This window comes from Aurantiacibacter odishensis (genome assembly GCF_003605195.1).
In the GTDB taxonomy this organism is placed as follows: domain Bacteria; phylum Pseudomonadota; class Alphaproteobacteria; order Sphingomonadales; family Sphingomonadaceae; genus Alteraurantiacibacter; species Alteraurantiacibacter odishensis.
On the sequence record NZ_QYOS01000024.1, the window covers coordinates 452,640 to 470,136 of the forward strand.

Annotated in this window: 12 protein-coding genes; 5 read left to right on the top strand and 7 right to left on the bottom strand. The window is 67.0% G+C overall.

The window, feature by feature from the left end; genetic code table 11:
* The 6 genes from bchO to D4Q51_RS11535 all read right to left on the bottom strand — a co-directional run bounded on the left by bchO (position 1) and on the right by D4Q51_RS11535 (position 9,239).
* Positions 1-906, bottom strand: a complete 906-nt coding sequence (bchO, locus tag D4Q51_RS11510; protein WP_120077890.1) for an alpha/beta fold hydrolase BchO — start codon at positions 904-906, stop codon at positions 1-3.
* Complete coding sequence (locus D4Q51_RS11515; protein WP_240624692.1) at positions 903-2,570, bottom strand: magnesium chelatase subunit D; 1,668 nt, start codon at positions 2,568-2,570, stop codon at positions 903-905. The genes bchO and D4Q51_RS11515 overlap by 4 nt, the downstream gene beginning before the upstream one ends.
* Positions 2,571-2,583: 13 nt before the next feature.
* Positions 2,584-3,585, bottom strand: coding sequence for a magnesium chelatase ATPase subunit I (gene bchI, locus D4Q51_RS11520; RefSeq protein WP_120077981.1), 1,002 nt, complete (start codon positions 3,583-3,585; stop codon positions 2,584-2,586).
* A 79-nt stretch (positions 3,586-3,664) separates the two neighbouring features.
* Positions 3,665-5,032: a TolC family protein gene (locus D4Q51_RS11525; RefSeq protein WP_120077892.1), complete on the bottom strand. Its 1,368-nt coding sequence runs from the start codon at positions 5,030-5,032 to the stop codon at positions 3,665-3,667.
* Positions 5,029-8,160 (bottom strand): efflux RND transporter permease subunit, encoded by a 3,132-nt coding sequence (locus tag D4Q51_RS11530; protein WP_120077893.1) that lies wholly within the window; start codon positions 8,158-8,160, stop codon positions 5,029-5,031. The genes D4Q51_RS11525 and D4Q51_RS11530 overlap by 4 nt, the downstream gene beginning before the upstream one ends.
* On the bottom strand, positions 8,157-9,239 hold the full coding sequence (locus D4Q51_RS11535; protein ID WP_240624693.1) for an efflux RND transporter periplasmic adaptor subunit: 1,083 nt from the start codon (positions 9,237-9,239) through the stop codon (positions 8,157-8,159). Before D4Q51_RS11535 ends, D4Q51_RS11530 begins: the two co-directional genes overlap by 4 nt.
* Positions 9,240-9,414: 175 nt before the next feature.
* Between D4Q51_RS11535 and D4Q51_RS11540 the strand changes: the two genes are divergently transcribed.
* The 5 genes from D4Q51_RS11540 to D4Q51_RS11560 are packed head-to-tail and all read left to right on the top strand — an operon-like array spanning position 9,415 to position 16,780.
* On the top strand, positions 9,415-10,029 hold the full coding sequence (locus D4Q51_RS11540; protein ID WP_120077894.1) for a CerR family C-terminal domain-containing protein: 615 nt from the start codon (positions 9,415-9,417) through the stop codon (positions 10,027-10,029).
* Positions 10,026-11,468: an efflux transporter outer membrane subunit gene (locus tag D4Q51_RS11545; protein WP_120077895.1), complete on the top strand. Its 1,443-nt coding sequence runs from the start codon at positions 10,026-10,028 to the stop codon at positions 11,466-11,468. Before D4Q51_RS11540 ends, D4Q51_RS11545 begins: the two co-directional genes overlap by 4 nt.
* Positions 11,465-12,754, top strand: a complete 1,290-nt coding sequence (locus tag D4Q51_RS11550; protein WP_120077896.1) for an efflux RND transporter periplasmic adaptor subunit — start codon at positions 11,465-11,467, stop codon at positions 12,752-12,754. Before D4Q51_RS11545 ends, D4Q51_RS11550 begins: the two co-directional genes overlap by 4 nt.
* Complete coding sequence (locus D4Q51_RS11555; protein WP_240624694.1) at positions 12,751-16,029, top strand: efflux RND transporter permease subunit; 3,279 nt, start codon at positions 12,751-12,753, stop codon at positions 16,027-16,029. The genes D4Q51_RS11550 and D4Q51_RS11555 overlap by 4 nt, the downstream gene beginning before the upstream one ends.
* A 52-nt stretch (positions 16,030-16,081) precedes the next feature.
* Positions 16,082-16,780 carry a Crp/Fnr family transcriptional regulator gene (locus D4Q51_RS11560; protein WP_120077897.1) on the top strand — a complete coding sequence of 233 codons (699 nt, stop codon included), beginning with the start codon at positions 16,082-16,084 and terminating at the stop codon, positions 16,778-16,780.
* A gap of 15 nt (positions 16,781-16,795) precedes the next feature.
* Here the strand turns inward: D4Q51_RS11560 and D4Q51_RS11565 are convergent, their stop codons facing one another.
* Complete coding sequence (locus tag D4Q51_RS11565; protein WP_240624695.1) at positions 16,796-17,476, bottom strand: OmpW/AlkL family protein; 681 nt, start codon at positions 17,474-17,476, stop codon at positions 16,796-16,798.
* Positions 17,477-17,497: the final 21 nt, after the last annotated feature.

Here is a 17,497-nt window from a genome sequence, read left to right on the forward strand (position 1 = left end):
TCAGCCCTCCCTGCTCGCAGCTTCGGGCGCGACGATAGCATGGCGGGCGGCGAACCGGCGAATGCGCCGGACCGCATCCTCGGGCCGCTCCTCGTGCGCGAGATGCCCAAGACCCGCCAGCTCCTCGACATCGCACCGGGGCAAGGCCCGGCAAGCCTCCTTGACGGACGACAGCGGCACCGCGCTGTCACGGGAGCCGTGGAGGAGGTGCACGGGCACTGTCACTTCGGAAAAGCGCTCCGCCAGCGCCTCCAGGTCCCAGTTCGCCATCAGCGCCAGCGCCCCTTCGCAATGCCGACTATTGCCGAGCAAGACTTCGTAGCAATGCACGCCCGCTGCATCGATGCGCGAACTGGTGGCGCGGTAGAGGAAACGCCCCGTCTCGCCCGATTGCCGCGCCATGTGCGCGAAGATGCGCGGAACGAACGGATTGACGAACAACACCTTGGCCATGGCCGGAAACAGCCGGGCGGCAAGGCCGGGGAAGGGCATGATGGCGGGGCTGAGGCCGACGACGGGGGCTGCCGATCCTTCCAGCGCAAGCTGGATGGCGATGGCCGCGCCTGCGGAATGGCCCACGACGAGGCTCGGCGAGGTTTCGAGCTGGTCGAGCAGCCTCGCCACTTCGCGCGCCACCGCAGGCAGGCTCGGCCCGCCGGGCACGCGCCCTTCGGTGAAGCCGTGACCGGGGAGGTCCGGCGCGATCACGGTGAAGTCTTTCGCCAGCAGCGGCATCACGTCCCGCCAGCTGTGCGCGGAGGCACCGGTGCCGTGGAGCAGCAGCAATGTCGGGCCGCTGCCCATCTGCTGCACGTGCCAGGTGAGCGACCCTGCCTTGACGAAGCGGCTTGCCTCGCGGTGGGGAAAGACGCGTCCCTCGCGCTCCCAGTCCAGTGGGCCGCTCATGCCGCCATACCCTTCGGCCGCGCGGCATCGACTGCGGCGCTGAGCGTTCTCGCGTCGGCCATGGGTAGCGGCAGGTAGCGAGCGGCCATGGCCGCGGCGAGGTCCCGCGCTTCGGGACGCGGGCGCGGCGCGATGTCGACCACGACGGCGGGCAGACCGGCACTGGCAATTGCGCTTGCAGCCTTGTGCGCGTCCGCCTTCGCCTGCGCGCGTCCCGGCGATCCGTCCGCCGCCACGTTGGCGCTGCCATCTGTCAGGAAGACGAGGAACGGCGTGCTGCCTTTCGCGGCTACGCTCTCGCCCAGCTGGCGCGCGGCGGTAAGCCCGGTGGCCAACGGCGTGCCGCCTCCACCCGGCAACCCGGCCAGTGCGCGGCGGGCGCGGGTGAGGGAGCGGGTGGGCGGCAGCAGCATTTCCGCCCCGTTGCCGCGAAAGGCGATCAGCGCGACTTCGCTGCGCGTGACGTAGGCCTGCGCCAGCAGCATCTCGACCGCGCCCTTGGCTTCCGCGAGCCTAGCCATGGCCGCCGAGCCGGAGGCATCGACGGCGAAAATGGTGACACTGGTGCTGCGCTCCTCGAACCGGCGGACTCGCAGGTCCGACTTGCGCACCAGCACGCCTTCGCGCGGCTCACTTAGTTCGCGCTGGCGTAGCGCCTGCCACGGCACGGCGGCACGCAGGGTATCTACCAGCGCCAGCCGCGCGCCGCCGCGCGGCATTCCGGGACGCGCGCCCAGAGGCTTCCCGCGCAGCTTCGACTGCGCCTTGCGGCCGCCGCCACCACCCGCGCTGCGGCGCGTCTTTCCGCTTGCCAGCATGGCCAGCACACCGGGGGGGATCGCCGCCAGCGCGGCTTCCAGCACCATGTCTTCGGGCGGCTGACCGCTGGTCTGCTGCTCGCCCGCTGCTTCGTCGGGGGAGGGCGCCTCTTGGGCGGGCGGGGCTTCGGGTTCCGCCTCCGGCAGGCGAGTGGCGCGCGGGGCAAGGACGAGGCGGGCTGCGGCGTGCAAGTCCTCGTCGGCCACCTTGCCACGGCCATGCAGAGCAGCATGGGCACGCGCGGCGTTGTGGGCGAACAGCGGTGCGCGCATCGTATCGACGCCCAGTGCCATGGCGGTGACCGCGAGCGTTTCGAGCTGGTCCCTGCTGGCGGGCCGGACTTCGGTGAAGGGCAGGAGAACGTCCTCGCCGGGCGACGGCGGATCGAGTGGACGGATCGTCGACAGATCGACGTGCAGTGCCGTTCTCTCCCGCAGCGAATCTGGCGCGCGTTCGTCCGGCGTGGTCCCGTCGTCCAGCAGGACAAGACCGAAGCCGCCATCGTCGCCATCGATGGCCTGCGCGATCTTTCCCGCCACGTCATCCCGCAGCCGCTCGGCCATCGGCACCAACAGTACGCCGCCGCGCGCCTCGCGCAGCAGGCCGCTCTGGCGCACGCTTTCGCCAGCGGTCAGGCTGGCGGCGATATCGATGCCGCCCATCAGCCGCTCGTCGTCGATGTTGGCGGGCAGGCGGCGGAAGGCTCGGTCCGGCATGGCCTTGCCCATCGCATCGAGCAGCAGGTCGCGCGCCGGACCTGCTCCGCGCAGGGTGATGCCGCCGAGTTGGCGCGGGGCGAGAGCGAACAGGCGGACCGCGAGCAGGGCATCGGCGAGCGGGTCCATTGCCATTGCCGACCTAACCGAACAGCTCTTCGATCGCCCGCTCGATCCGCACAGTGGAGCCGGTTTCGTCCAGCACGTCGCGCCGCAGGCGGTGGCGCAGCGCCATCGGGGCGACCTCGAGCATGTGCTTGCGCTGCACCGATTTCGCACCCTGCAAGGCGGCCGAGGCCCTGGAGGCGCGCATCAGCGTGAGTTCGCCGCGCATCCCGTCGGCATTCACCGCGCGGCACAGGCTGGCGGCATCGCGCAGCACCTCTTCGGGCACTGTCAGGCTCGCCAGCTTCTTCTGCCCTCGCGCGATCTGGCGCAGCACCTTCTGGTCCTCTTCGTGCCAATCTTGCGTAAAGCCATCGGGGTCCGCCTCCTGCGCGGCGCAGCGGCGCATGATCTCCACCCGGTCGTCCAGCTCCACGGGCGTGCGGACCTCCACCGAGAGGCCGAAACGGTCGAGCAGCTGCGGGCGCAGTTCGCCTTCTTCCGGGTTGCCGCTGCCGATCAGCACGAAGCGCGCGCGGTGGCGCACGGACAGTCCCTCGCGCTCCACCAGGTTTTCTCCCGATGCAGCGACATCGAGAAGCAGGTCGACCAGGTGATCTTCCAGCAGGTTGATTTCGTCGATGTAGAGGAAGCCGCGGTGGGCCTTGGCCAGCAGCCCCGGCTCGAACGCCTTCTCTCCAGAGCGCAGCGCGCGTTCGAGGTCGAGCGCGCCGACGACGCGGTCCTCGGTCGCGCCGAGCGGCAGGTCGACGAAGGGGACGGGCACCTTGCGGGTACGGCCCGAGGTGCACGGGTCCGGGCAGGTGCCCTGCTGTTCGGGCAGGCAGTGATAGCGGCAGCCCTCGGCCACCGGCATGGGTGGCATAAGCGCGGCAAGGGCGCGCGCGGCGGTGGACTTTCCGGTGCCGCGGTCGCCGAACACCATGACCCCGCCGATGGCAGGCTCTATCGCTGCGATGAGCAGGGCCCGCTTCATCTCGTCTTGACCGACAATCGCGGAGAAAGGAAAGCGAGCCATAGGCCGGGCAGTGTGGCCAAGCAGGGGCATCAGGGCAAGCGCCATTTTCGCGCATTCGAACGCCGGGGAATTCAGTGGATCAGGACACCGTTCCCGGCGCGCCAACTGCCGAGTAGAGATCGATGTAGGAGGCAGCCAGCGCCGCCTCACTATCAATCAGCGACTGGCGACTGCTGATGAGCTGGCGCTGGGAATCGAGCACGTCGAACAGGCTGGCAAGGCCCTCGCGGTAGAGCGCGTTGGACTGTTCGAATGCGCGTTCGCTTTCGGCGATGGCCTGCTGCAAATCCGCATTGCGGTTGGAATAGGCCTCTATCCCCACCAGCGCGTTCTCGACTTCAGCCATCACGCCCAGCACGCCCTGCCGGTATTCGAGGAACCGCGCCTGCAATTCGTATTGCGCCGCGTCCACTTCCGCGCGCCTGCGCCCGCCGTCGAACAGCGGCAGGTCGAGGGCTGCACCAAGGCTGCCGAGAAAATCGGAGACGATGCCCCCGAACGATCCGTCGCCCAGCAGCACCTGCCCGCTGATCGTGAGCGAGGGCAGCAGGTCCGAACGCTCGATCCCGACATCGGCGGCAGCTTCCAGCAGGTCGGCCTCGGCCACCAGCAGGTCCGGACGGCGGCGCAGCAGGTCGGCAGGCATGCCGATGGTAGGGCCACCGTCGAAAGCGGGCACGTCGCCCGATTCCTCGTCCACCGGCGGTGCTTCGCGCGGCATGTCCCCTGTCAGCACGGCAAGCGCATGGGCGGCGCGGGCGCGTTGCAGTTCCAGCAAGCCGCTCTGCGCGCGCGTCTGGGCAAGGTCGGCAGCGGCGCGGCGCACGTCGAGATTGGCGGAGAGGCCCGCTTCGAAACGCAGGGTGACGATCCGCAGCGTCTGTTCCTGAAGCCGCGTGGATTCGCTCAGCAGCACGAGGCGTTCGCCGGTGCGCCGCAGTTCGATGTATTGCCGGGCAACTTCGGCGGCGACCAGCCGCTCCCGGTCGGCGACAAGATATTCGGCAGCGGCGGCGCGGGCGGCAGCGGCTTCGATCTGGGCCGAGAGGCGGCCCGAGACGTCGGGGTCGAACAGTGCCACCGCGCCTGCGGAAAGCGAGTCTCCCACGTCGCCCGAGGTCGCATCGATGCCCACATCGGCCACCCCGTCCACCGATGGCAGCCGGTCTCCGCGGGCCGCGCGAAGCAGCGCGCGCGAGGCGGCGAGGCGTTCGCGCGTGGTGGCAATGTCGAGATTGGCGGCAAGCGCACGCTGGACCAGTTCATCGAGGCGGGGATCGCCAAATCCTTCCCACCAGCGCGCATCTTCGTCCACCGGCGGGCGATAGTCGGCTGCGAATTCTTCCGGCATGGCGATATCGGCAGGGCCGGGCGCGTCCGGCACCGTCGTGGCGCAGGCCGAGAGCGCCAGGGCGCTGGCAGGTGCAAGCAGGAAAGCGCGCATCATGTGGCCGACAGCGCCGCTGCCTCGTCCGCGCTGTCGATCTCCTCGCGCACCCGGTCGAGGTCCACGCTGCGCGGCTTACCGAAGCGGGCAATGCCCATGTAGATTACCGGCGTCAGGAACAGGGTGAAGACGGCGGCGATGCCGAGGCCGCCAAAGATCACCCAGCCGATCGACTGGCGCGCTTCCGCCCCGGCACCGCTCGCCAGGATCAGCGGTACGGCGCCGATCACCGTGGAGACCAGCGTCATGGCAATCGGGCGCAGGCGGATGGCGGCGGCTTCCTCGATGGCCTTGCGAAGCTCGCGCCCTTCCTGCCGCAACTGGTCTGCGAACTCCACGATCAGGATGCCGTTCTTGGCCATCAGGCCGATCAACATGACAAGGCCGATCTGCGAATAGATATTGAGCGAGGTGCCGGAGATGAAGAGCGCGAAGACGGCGGCGGCGAGGGCGAAGGGCACGGTGAGCATCACCACCAGCGCGCTCGTCACGCTTTCGAACTGGGCCACCAGCACCAGCAGCACGATCACCAGCGCGAAGAGGTAGGTCAGCAGCAGGTCGTTGCCGGTCTCCTCCAGCGACTGAGCCTCGCCTTGCAGCAGAACGTCGACATCGTCGGCCACGGTCTCGTCCGCCAGCTGTTCGATTTCTTCCACGGCATCGGCCAGCGCCACGCCGGGCGCGATGGCGGCTTCCAGCTCGATGGCGCGGCGCTGCTCGGTCCGGTCCAGCTCCGCGGCGATGCCCTGTTCCACGATGGTGGTGACGCTGGAAATCGGCACGAGAGCCCCGCCGTTGCCGCGCACGTAGAGGCTGCGCAGGTCTTCGGGATTGCTGATGGAGACCGTTTCGGCGGTGAGGAAGATCGGGATGGACTGGTCGCCCACGTTGAGGTCCACCACCTCGTCCCCGCCCACCATGGCGCGCAGGGTGAGCGAGAGATCGTCTAGATCGACCCCCACGTCTGCGGCGCTGCGGCGGTCGATCTGCATGGAGATCTGCGGCTGGGTCGGCTGATAGGAAATGTCGGGGTTGGAGAGGATATCGGATTGCGCGTCGATGGCTTCGGCCAGCGCGCGTGCGGATTCGTAGATGCCCTCGTATTCCGCGCCGGTCAGCGCGACTTCAACGGTGTCGTTGCCGCCCCCGCCGAAGCTGAGTGTGCCGCGCCCGCTGGCATTCACTCGGGAGCCGGGCAACTGGTTAAGCGGTTCGCGCAACTGCTCGACAACCTCGGTCTGCGTAAGATCGCGCTCACCCCAGTCGACGAGTTCGGCGTTCACCTGCACGCGGTTGGGATCGTAGCGCCCCACGATGGACAGCATCGAGGTGATGACGCCTTCGTCCACCAGCGGCTGGAGCACGGCTTCGACCTCGTCCAGTTCTCGGTCCATGAAGTCGAGGCCCACGCCGTCCGGCCCCTGCGCCCACACGCTGACGGAACCGCGATCCTCGTCCGGCACCAGCTCGTTCTGAAGCTGGGTGTAGAGCAGGCCCGCGGCTCCGGCGACCACGACGGAAATGCCCACCGTCAGCCACGGCCTGCCGAGGCACCGGCCAAGCGCGCTGGAATAGTTGTCGCGAATGCGCCCGCCGACATTGGCCGTCCATTCCCGCAGGTCGTGCAGGCGGCCTTCCGGGGCGTCGTCCTTGCCGGTGAGGTCGATGCGCGCGGCAAGGGCGGGGACGAGCGAGAGAGCCACGAAGGAAGAGAGGATTACCGCGACGGCAAGCACGAAGCCGAATTCGCGGAACAGCCGCCCGGCCTGCGAGGGCAGGAAGGATATCGGCACGAACACCGATACCAGCACGGCAGTGGTGGCGACCACGGCGAAGAACACCTGGCGGGTGCCCAGCACGGCGGCGGCGCGCTTGCCGAAGCCCTTCTTCTGCAATCGCTGGGCGTTCTCCAGCACGACGATGGCATCGTCCACGATCAGGCCGGTAGCCAGTACCAGCGCCAGCAGGGTGAGCAGGTTGACCGAGAAACCCATCAGCCAGATGCCCGCGATCACGCCCATCAGCGCGACGGGGATGGAGGTGCTGGGGATGATCGTGGGGCCGAGCGCGCCGAAGAACAGCAGCATCGTCAGCACCACCACCAGGATGGTGAAGCCCAGCGTGATCAGCACTTCGGTGACGGACGTCTTGATGAATTCGGCATCGTCGGAGATCACGCGGATATCGATGTCCTCGAACCGCTGGTTCACGTCCTCGACCGCTTCGTTCACCGCCGTGGAAATCTCGATGGTGTTGGAACCTGCCTGGCGGATCACGCCAAGGCCGACAACGGGCTCTCCATTGAGGCGCACGAAGTTGGTGGCATCGGCGGGCGCGAAGTAGGCCTCTGCCACGTCGCCCACGCGCGTGTTGCCCTGGATCACCACGTCCTTCACCTGCTCGGGATTGGCGGCCGTGGCTTCGGCGCGCACGATCAGTTCCTGCGCGTCGCTGCGAAAACTGCCTACCGGCACGTCGAACGGCGCGCGTTCCAGCGCGGTGGCAACGTCGGAAATGGTGAGGCCGAAGCGGTTCAGCCGTTGCGGATCGATGGCAACGCGCAGTTGCAGCGGCCGGGCGCCAAACTCCTCGATGCTGGCAACGCCTTCCGCCGTCAGCAATTCGGGGATGATGTCGTTCTGCACCATCTGCGTGAGCCGCGCCGTGTCATAGGCCCTGCTGGAGACCGCCAGCGTGAGGATGGACTGGGCATCGGAATCGGCTTTCACCACCCGCACCTGCTCCACCCGGTCGGGCAGGTCGCGGGTCACGCGGGACACCGCCTCGCGAACGTCGGAGGCGACGGCATCGAGATCCGTTCCGGGGTTGAACTCCACCCGGATGCGCGAATTGTTCTCCTCGCTGGAGGAGCGGATCTCGCGCACGCCGCTGACGCGCGCGACGGCGTTCTCGAGCACGCTGGTGACTTCGGCATCCATCGTCTCGGGCGCGGCACCTGGCAGGTTCGCGCTGACGGTGACGATGGGCCGGTCGACATCGGGCAGCTCGCGCACCTCGATGCCGAAATAGGCGGCGACCCCCGCCAGCACGATCAGCAGGTTCATCACGCCGATCAGCAGCGGGCGCTTGACCGCTAGCAGCGGGAGGTCGTTGACGTCGGCCTTCATTCGGGCGGGCTTTCCGTCTCGGCCTGCTCCCGTAGCTCGACCGGCTGTGCGGCCTGCTCCAGCGGCTGTACGATTTCCACGGCCTGTCCCTCGCGCACCTTCTGCACGCCTTCCACGATCACGAGATCGTCCTCGCCGATGGCCGCATCGACCAGCGCCATGCCATCGCGGCGCGAGACGATGGTGAGCGGCACGCGCTGCGCCGCCCGGTCCACCACCTGCCACAGGTACGAACCCTCGCCACCCCAGACGATCGCCTGTTCGGGTACCGCCGGGCGCACTACGCCGGAACCGGCGAAGCGGACGCGGAAACTCATGCCGGGGCGCAGGGTGTCGTCCGAATTGTCGATGGCCGTGCGCACGGTGAAGGTGCGCTGATCGGTGGCGATGGAACTGTCGACCGTCACGATGCGCGCCTCCACTGTACGGTCCGGGTCGGAGAACGGCGTGACTTCCACCACGGTGCCCGGTGACAGGCGCGAGAAGGCGGCTTCGGGCGCGGGAAAATCGACGTAGAGCGTGCCGCGCTGGTCAAGCTGCGCGATCAGGGTGTCCGGGCCGACCCGGTCGCCGATGTCGATTTCGGTCAGGCCGATATGACCGCTGAAGGGAGCGCGCACCGTGCGATCGGCGAGCGCTTCCTGCGCTTGCTGCAATTCCACGCGGGCGGAGGCGAGGGCGGTTTCGCCCGCCTCGATCTGGCTATCGGAAATCGCCCCGGTATCCTCGATCCGGCGATAGCGGGCGAGAAGCTGCGAGGCTTCCTGGACCTGCACTTCGGCGAATTCCACCGCCAGGCGCTCCTGGCGGCTGTCGAGCACCAGCAGCGGCTGTCCGCGCTGCACGTAATCGCCTGCCGCAAAGCGCACGGCACTCACCCTTCCGGCAGTCTCCGGATAGATATCGGCAGAAGTCGCTGCCCGCGCGGTGCCCACGGCTTCCACCTGCAACACCTCGGACAGCATCACGGGATTGTCGGCAACTACGGCCACGGCCTCGTCACCGCCGCGTTCTTCGCGTTCGGAACAGGCGGACAGGACCAGCAGCGCCATGAAAAAACAGGCTTTGCGAATGTTCATTGGCTGGGCTTGTAAAGACATTCCCTGCCAAAGAAACCCGCACCTTAGGTCTTGGTACTCTTTGTTACAATTGGGCCGGGATGGGCCATTCCGGACTTTGGGCAGGCCAGCTCTGAAAGCCCCTGACCCAAAGGCCGGGCTTGTCTTTGTTCAGTCGAACGAATAACAGGCTGGAATGCGCGACAAGCTTATCCACGCGGCCATCGAACGATTCGGCAAACGCGGCTTCGATGCCGTGGGAACGCGGGAAATTGCGGCGGCTGTCGATACGCCCATGTCTTCAATTACTTACCACTTCGGCGGTAAGGAGGGGCTCTACCTCGCGGCGGCGGAGCATATCTTCGATCACATTCACGACGTCGTGGGTATGGCGGGCCACGAATTTCCGGGCGAGGGCGCAACCCGCGAAGAGCGGATCGCGGCCATCTGCGCCATGATCCGCTCCGTCGGTACCTTCATGCTGAGCGAGACGAGCGCGCCTTTCGCTCTGTTCATCGGACGTGAGCAGCAGGCCCCTTCGCCCGAAGTGCTGGCGCTGATGGAAGCGAAGATCATGCCGATGATGCAGGCGCTCGCCCGTCAGGTGGCGATCCTGCGTCCCGAGCTTTCGGAAAGCGAGGCGAAGGCGGTGAGCGTATTCCTGTTCGGCATGGCCATCACGCTGCGCCATTCGCATGCTTCGCTCGGCCTGCTGATGAACTGCAAGACTTTCGACGCGCCGACGCGCCAGATGCTGCTCGATCAGCTTGAGCAATCGGCGCGCGCGGTGCTGGCGGGAGGCGGAGCATGAAGCGCCTCACAGCTCTCGTCCTGTTCGCCGCCCTGGGTGGTTGCGTTTCGCTTGCGCCGGAGCCGGAAGTGCCCGCCGTCGTCGCAGACCTGCCACCTGCCTTCCCGGACACGGACACGCCCGGCGACTATCGCCCCGCCGCGTGGTGGACGGGCTTCGAGGACCCGGTGCTCGATACGCTCGTCGCCGATGCGCTCGATGCCAACCTCGACATTGTCCAGGCCGCCGCGCGGGCGGAGCGGGCTGCGGCGCAGGCGCGGGTGGCCCGCGCAGGGCTGCTCCCCTCTCTGGAAGGCAGCGCGGGCGCCAGCTATTCGGACACCCCCGTTTCCGGCGGGGCTTTCGCCAACTTTCCCGGCGCGCCGTCGCGTATTGTCAATGAGACCTATTCGCTCGGCCTCGCCGCCGCCTACGAACTCGACCTGTTCGGCAGGGTCCGCAACGACCTTGGCGCAGCGCGGTCGGACGCGGTGGCGGCGGAGTATGACCTGCGCGCAGTGCGACTGGCGACGGCGGCGGAAGTGATCTCTGCCTATTTCGACATCGTCGATGCGAGATTCCAGATCGAGAACACGCTGCAAAGCGTTGATATCCTTGCAGAGCGAACCGACAGGACCGAGGAACGCTACCTGCGGGGCCTGGCCCAGAGTTTTGAGCTGTACCAGGTGCGCGAGCAGCTACGCGCCGCAGAAGCCAGCCTGCCCGCGCGCGAAGTGGCGCTGACCAGTGCGGAAGGGCGGCTTGCCACGCTGCTGGCGCAATATCCCGAAACGCTGTCCGAAGCCCTGCGGCGACCATTGAAGCCGGAACTGGTGTTCGATCCCGTGCCCGCCGGACTTCCCGCCGAATTGCTGGCCCAGCGCCCCGATGTGGCAGCAAGCTGGCAGCGGCTGGAGGCGGCGCGCCAGCGTATAGGCGCGCGCCGGGCGGAACGCTTCCCCGCGCTGCGCCTGTCTGCCAGCACTGGCACGCAGGGGGCATCGCCCGTTGACGTGGTGGACGTTGGTCAGAACTGGCTGCTGTCGCTGGGCGCAAACCTCGTCGCGCCGATCTTCGACGGTGGGCGCATCTCCGCGCAGGTCGCCGCCGTCCGCGCTGCCTATGACGAAGCCGCTGCCGCCTATGGTCAGTCCGTCCTCACCGCCTATCGCGAGGCGACGGTCGCCATCGAGACTTACGAGGAACAGCGCCAGCGCTATCGTCTGATCGCCGCGCAGGCGACGGAGGCGCAGGCCGCGCTGGACCTGCAGGCACGGCGCTTCAACTCGGGGGTTGGCGACTACGTCGGCTACCTCGATGCGCTGCGCAGCTACACCCAGGTGGAAAGCAGCCTTTCGGCCGCCGGGCGCGATGTCGCGCTGGCGCGGCTGGGCGTTCACCGCGCGCTGGGCGGGGACTGGTTCCTGCGTCCTGAATTCGAAGAGGAAACGAGCGAATGAGCAAGCAGGCACGTTGGGCAATCCTGCTGTTGGTGGGTGCGGTGGCAATCGCTGCGCTGATGATCGCGCTGCGACCCGAGCCGGAGGAGCAGGAAGTGGTGACAGGCGCTCCGCTGGTGCAGACGGCCGCCTACGAAGTCACCACCGGGGCCATCGAGATACAGGGTTCGGGCACCGTGCAGCCGCGCGAGGAAGTGACGCTTGGCGCGGAAGTTTCCGGCAAGCTCGTTTACGTGAACCCGGCATTCCAGGAAGGTGGCCGGGTGCCGAGCGGCGCCGTACTGTTCCGCATCGACCCCTCCGACTATAACAACCGCGTGCGCAGCGCCCGCGCCGATATCGCGGCGCAGGACGTGGCAGTGCTGCAAGCGCAGGAGGAAATGGCGATTGCCGAGGCGGAACTGGAGCGGTTTGCCCAGCGCCAGTCGTCGCGCGAGGCGCTGAGCCAGTCCATCGACAGCAACGATTACGCCGCACGCATCCTGCCGCCCGAGGGGCTTCGCACTTCGTCTGCGGCGCGAGCCTCTGCGTCGGCCGAGGAGCCCAACATCCTCGCCACGCGCGAACCGCAGCTACGCTCTGCCCGCGCCGCGCGTGAACGTGCCGAAGCGCAGCTCGCCGATGCCCGCCTGGCGCTGTCCCGCACGGTGGTGCGCGCACCATTCGCGGGCATCGTGCGCAGCGAGAGCGCGTCGGTCGGCACGCTGGTGCAGCCCGGCCAGTCACTCGGCACAATGGTGGCGAGCGGGGCCTACGAAGTTCGCATTTCGCTGACGGAAGCCGAAGCCGCGCTGGTGCCTGCGCTGTTCAGTGCAGGCAGCACCCGCGTACCCGCACAGGTCATGCTGGACTACGGCGATACCACCTGGCGCTGGGACGCCTATGTCGACCGGGTGGACCCGATCCTCGACCCCGAAACGCGCACGATCGACGTTTTCCTGCGCGTGAACAATCCGATGCGCGGCGGTGTTGCGGTGGGTTCTGACGCCGAGGCCACCACCGCCGGCCCGCCGTTGCTGCTGGGCAGCTTCGTCAATGCAACGATTACCGGCGGCAGCGAGCAGCCCTATGCCCGCATTCCGCTCGCCGCCCTGCGCACCGATAACCAGGTCTGGGTATTGCGTAGCGGCAAGCTGGCGATTGTGCCGGTGGACGTACTCCAGCGCACCGACGACTACGCATGGGTCAGCGGCGAGGGACTGGGAGAGGCAGGCCATGTCGTCACCAGTCCGCTGCGCACGCCGGTGGAGGGCATGGCCCTACGCCGTGAGGGCGGCGCGCAGTGACCGAAGGCGCTTTTCCGCCAGCTGAGGGAGCAGGCGAGTCTCCCAAGGACCGCTTCGGCAAGCCTGCCGGAGACCGCGCCCGCGACCGCAAGGGCGTGATCGCCTTCATGGCGCGCAACGGCGTGGCCGCAAACCTGCTGATGGTGTTCATGCTGATCGCGGGGATCGCCTCCTACAACACCATCGTGCAGGAGGTTTTCCCGGAGATCAGCCAGGACGCGATCACCGTCTCCGTCACCTATCCCGGCGCAACGCCGGAGGAGGTGGAGGAATCCATCGTCCAGAAGGTTGAGGAAGCCGTCCAGGCCATCGACGATGTGAAGAAGGTGATCGGCACGGCAGCCGAAGGCGTCGGCACGATCACGGTGGAGCTGGAGAACGGCGCCGACGTGAACCGTGCGCTGGACGACGTGAAGAGCGAGGTCGACCAGATCCAGACCTTCCCCGTCGATGCCGAGGAACCCGACGTGCGCGAGGTGACCACGCGGCAGAGCGTGATGCGCATCGCCCTCTACGGCGACGTGCCCGAGCGCACGCTGAAGGAAACCGCCTACCAGCTGGAGGACCAGCTCGCCGCCCTGCCGGAGATCAGCTATGTTTCCACCAGCGCGGTGCGGCAGTACCAGGTCTATATCGACGTGCCGCAGGAGCGGTTGCAGGCGCTCGGCCTCTCGCTCACCGATATCTCCCGCATCGTCTCGCAAAGCAGCCTCGACAGTCCGGCAGGCTCCATCGAGACCGACCGCGAACAGGTGCGCGTGCGCACCGTGGGGCAGAACTACAACCAGCAGGATTTCGAGAACATCGTCCTGCGCACTCGGCCCGACGGCACGATCCTGCGGCTGGGCGACGTTGCGACCATCACCGACGGGTTCGAGGACAACGACCTCATCACCCGCTTCAACGGCGAACCTGCCGCTTTCGTGGACGTGTACCGTACATCGGACGAGCGCGTGCTGGACGTGGCCGATGCCGCGCTCGCCTACATGGAAGAGGATGCTCAGCGCATCCTGCCACAGGGCGTCGACTACGCGATCTGGGACGACAGCTCCGAACTGTTCGACGACCGCCTGTCGCTGCTGGTGAAGAACGCCGGGATCGGCCTGGTGCTGGTGCTGGCGGCGCTGACCCTGTTCCTCGACGTGCGGCTGGCGTTTTGGACGGCGCTGGGCATCGGTGCGACCTTCGTCGGCGCGATCTACGTGATCGAGCTGATGGGCACCTCGATCAACATGTTCTCCCTCTTCGGGTTCATCGTGGCCCTCGGCCTCGTGGTGGACGATGCCGTGGTGGTGGGCGAGAACATCTATGCGGAGCGAGAGCGCGGGCGGACGGGTGTGGGCGCGGCCATCGCCGGGGCGCAGCGCGTGAAGGTGCCGGTGATCTTTGCAGTCGCCACCACCATCGTCGCGTTCTCTCCGCTGCTTGCCGTGGGCGGCACCATCGGCAAGGTGCTGGCCGATATCCCGCTGGTGGTGATCGCCGTGCTGGCGCTGTCGCTGGTGGAGGCGTTGCTGATCCTGCCCTATCACCTCAGCCACCTTCCTGCCGCGGGCACGCAGACGAAGAACCGGTTCCTTGCACGCTTTGAGAGCGTGCAGCGCGGTTTCGACAAGCGCCTTCAGGCGTTCGTCGACGGCCCGCTCGACCGCGCGCTGAATTTCGCGGTGAACATGCCCTACCTCGTGCTTTCGGGCGCGCTGGCGATCCTGATTCTGATCGTGGCCCTGGTGCCCGCCGGGATCATCAAGGTGCAGTTCTTCCCCGAGATCGAGGCCGACGTGATCTCCGCCCAGCTGGAAATGCCTGCCGGGACGTCGGTGGAGAGGACGGCAGCTGTCACGCAGCGTATCGAGGAAGCAGGGGAGAGGGCGCTCGCCCGGTTCTCCGAGCAGGAGGAAGGCTATGACGACGTGTTTGTGGCCTCCTACACCACGATCGGACTGATCGGTAGCGGTGCCAACCCGATCAACAACAACGCAACGGTTCGCCCCGATGTCGCCAATATCCAGTTGAGCCTTGTTCCCGCAGCCGAGCGTGAGTTCTCGGCCAGCGAGTTCGAGCAGGTCTGGCGCGAGGAAATGGGCGAATTCCCCGAAGCGCGCTCGGTCTCGCTCAACTCCAGCCTGATTTCTGCAGGCGCGCCGGTGAACGTGCGCGTGTCGCATCAGGATCGCGAAGTTCTGGAGGAGGCGACGACCAGGCTCATGAACGAGATGGGCACCGTGGCAGGCGTCTTCGATATCGAAAGCGACCAGGACGACGGCGTGCAGCAAGTGGACCTGACGCTGAAGCCCTCGGCCCGCACGCTGGGCATCACCCTGCAGGATCTGGCCGGGCAGGTGCGCGCTGCCTTCTTCGGCGCAGAGGCCGTGCGCGTGCAGCGCGGGCGCGAGGACGTGCGCGTCTACGTGCGCCTGCCCGAGGAACAGCGCGATTCCGTGCCTGATATCGGCAATTACCGCGTGCGCGTGCCCGGCGGGCAGGTCCCGCTGTCCAGCCTTGCCGATGTCTCCATCACCAGCGCGCCGACCTCCATCCAGCGCGAGGACGGTTTCCGCATCCATACCGTCACGGCGGACCTCGATACCGACACCATCACCAGCCAGGAAATGGCGAACCTGCTGACGAACGAGATCATGCCCGAAATCACTGCAGACTATCCCGGTCTGCAGTTCGAATTCGGCGGGGAGCAGGAACAGCAGCAGGAAAGCTTCGGCGATATCGGCGGGGCATTTCTGCTGGCACTGGCGGGTATCTACGCACTGCTCGCCATCCCGTTCAGGTCCTACGTGCAGCCAATCATCATCATGGCTGCCATCCCCTTCGGAATGATCGGCGCATTGATCGGGCACCTCCTGCTCGGCATATCGCTGGGCATCGTTTCGCTGTTCGGCATCATCGCGCTGTCGGGCGTGGTGATCAACGGGGCGCTGGTCCTGATCGATTTCATGAACGAGAACCTGGAATCGGGCATGGACCGTGAGGACGCGATCATCGATGCCGCCAAGTCGCGCTTCCGCCCGATTATCCTGACCGCGATCACCACGTTCCTGGGCGTTGCGCCGATCACCTTCGAGACGAATCTACAGGCACAGTTCCTCATCCCGATGTCCGCCAGCCTCGGTTTCGGCATCCTGTTCGGCACGGTGATGCAGCAGTTGCTGGTGCCCGCCCTTGCCATGTTGCAGATGCGCGCGGTGGACCGGATCAAGGGCTGGTTCACCAGCGACGCCCGGGACGAGGGCAGCGAGCCCGAGCCGCGTACGGCGTGACCCTGGCGGATAGGCGATTGAGAGATGGGCGCTAAATTGCTAGCGAAGAAACATGGCTGCTTGTGACACCTGTGTCGTGCGCAATCGCGCAATCTGCGCCGGACTGGCGGGCGACGAGCTTGCCGCGCTCAACGCTATCGGCCGCCGCCGCACGCTGGAAGCGGGCGAACCGCTGATCTGGGAAGGCGACGAGAGCGTGCTGGTCGCCAATGTGATCGAGGGCGTGCTGAAGCTTTCCTCCTCTACCGAGGACGGACGCGAGCAGATCGTGGGCGTGGTCTATCCCTCCGATTTCATCGGCAGGCCCTTTGCGGGTGCTGCGGGCCATTCGGTCACGGCGCTGACCGATGCGCGCGTGTGCGTGTTCGCCCGCGCCGATTTCGACCGTTTCGCCAGCGAGCACCCCAAGCTGGAGCACAAGCTGCTGGAGCGCACCCTGGGGGAGTTGGACCGCACCCGCAAATGGATGCTGCTGCTCTCGCGCAAGACCGCGCAGGAAAAGGTCGCCACTTTCCTGCTGGAAATGTCCGACAGGCTGCTGGAAACAGGCTGCGAAGGCCCCTCCATCGGGCCGCTGCGCAAGTTCGACCTGCCGTTCTCGCGCCAGCAGGTGGCAGACGTGCTGGGCCTGACGATCGAGACGGTCAGCCGCCAGATGACCGCACTGAAGCGCGATGGCATCATCGGCCTGCCGACGCGCCGCTCGGTCGAGATCATCGACCGAACGACGCTGGAGGATATTGCCGGCTAGGCGGCAGTCAGCCCGTCAGAAGCGATAGCCAACGCCCGCGCTGATTACCCACGGATCGAGGTTGTGCTCGGTCTGGATCACCGGCGCGCCATTGGCGAACCAGGTGGCCGTGGTGTCGATGAAGTAACGCTTGGCATCCACGGAAACGAGAAAGCTCTCGCTCACCGGCACATCGAAGCCTGCCTGCAGTACGAAGCCGAATTCGTCGCTGAGCGAGAAATCGTCCGCACCAAGGGCCACCGCCGTTTCGCCGGGCTCGTCGTCCAGCCAGATGAAATAGGCAACCCCCGCGCCGACATATGGCTTCACACCGCCTGCGTTCAGGTGAAATTTGCCCGTCACGGTCGCGGGCAATAGCAGACCGTCCGCGACCAGCTCCGTCCCGGCGGCGCCATCCACCCCGTCGACATCGTGCTGGGTCACGCAGCAGATCGTCTCGATCGAGAAATTGTCGGCCACGAAATACTCGATCGCGACGGTGGGCACGACATTGTCGTTCGCTTCGGTCTGGGTGCCAGCGGGCAGGCCGACCAGGTCGAGATTGACGGTGTCGATCTCGCCATCCGGCAGGACGGCGGTGGCCATGATCTTGGCCTGGAAATCTCCGGCTTCCTGCGCAGCGGCAGGCAGGGCAGCAAGGCCGGCAGCAGCGGCGAGGGCCATCGCGCTCGCCTTCGAAACCATAGCAGTTTTCATCGATACTTCTCCATCATCGCC

Bases quoted from the DNA above. Each gene is read 5' to 3' on its own strand.
- bchO (WP_120077890.1), bottom strand. From the start codon at position 906: ATGAGCGGCCCACTGGACTGGGAGCGCGAGGGACGCGTCTTTCCCCAC.
- D4Q51_RS11515 (WP_240624692.1), bottom strand. From the start codon at position 2,570: ATGGACCCGCTCGCCGATGCCCTGCTCGCGGTCCGCCTGTTCGCTCTC.
- bchI (WP_120077981.1), bottom strand. From the start codon at position 3,585: ATGGCTCGCTTTCCTTTCTCCGCGATTGTCGGTCAAGACGAGATGAAG.
- D4Q51_RS11525 (WP_120077892.1), bottom strand. From the start codon at position 5,032: ATGATGCGCGCTTTCCTGCTTGCACCTGCCAGCGCCCTGGCGCTCTCG.
- D4Q51_RS11530 (WP_120077893.1), bottom strand. From the start codon at position 8,160: ATGAAGGCCGACGTCAACGACCTCCCGCTGCTAGCGGTCAAGCGCCCG.
- D4Q51_RS11535 (WP_240624693.1), bottom strand. From the start codon at position 9,239: ATGAACATTCGCAAAGCCTGTTTTTTCATGGCGCTGCTGGTCCTGTCC.
- D4Q51_RS11540 (WP_120077894.1), top strand. From the start codon at position 9,415: ATGCGCGACAAGCTTATCCACGCGGCCATCGAACGATTCGGCAAACGC.
- D4Q51_RS11545 (WP_120077895.1), top strand. From the start codon at position 10,026: ATGAAGCGCCTCACAGCTCTCGTCCTGTTCGCCGCCCTGGGTGGTTGC.
- D4Q51_RS11550 (WP_120077896.1), top strand. From the start codon at position 11,465: ATGAGCAAGCAGGCACGTTGGGCAATCCTGCTGTTGGTGGGTGCGGTG.
- D4Q51_RS11560 (WP_120077897.1), top strand. From the start codon at position 16,082: ATGGCTGCTTGTGACACCTGTGTCGTGCGCAATCGCGCAATCTGCGCC.
- D4Q51_RS11565 (WP_240624695.1), bottom strand. From the start codon at position 17,476: ATGAAAACTGCTATGGTTTCGAAGGCGAGCGCGATGGCCCTCGCCGCT.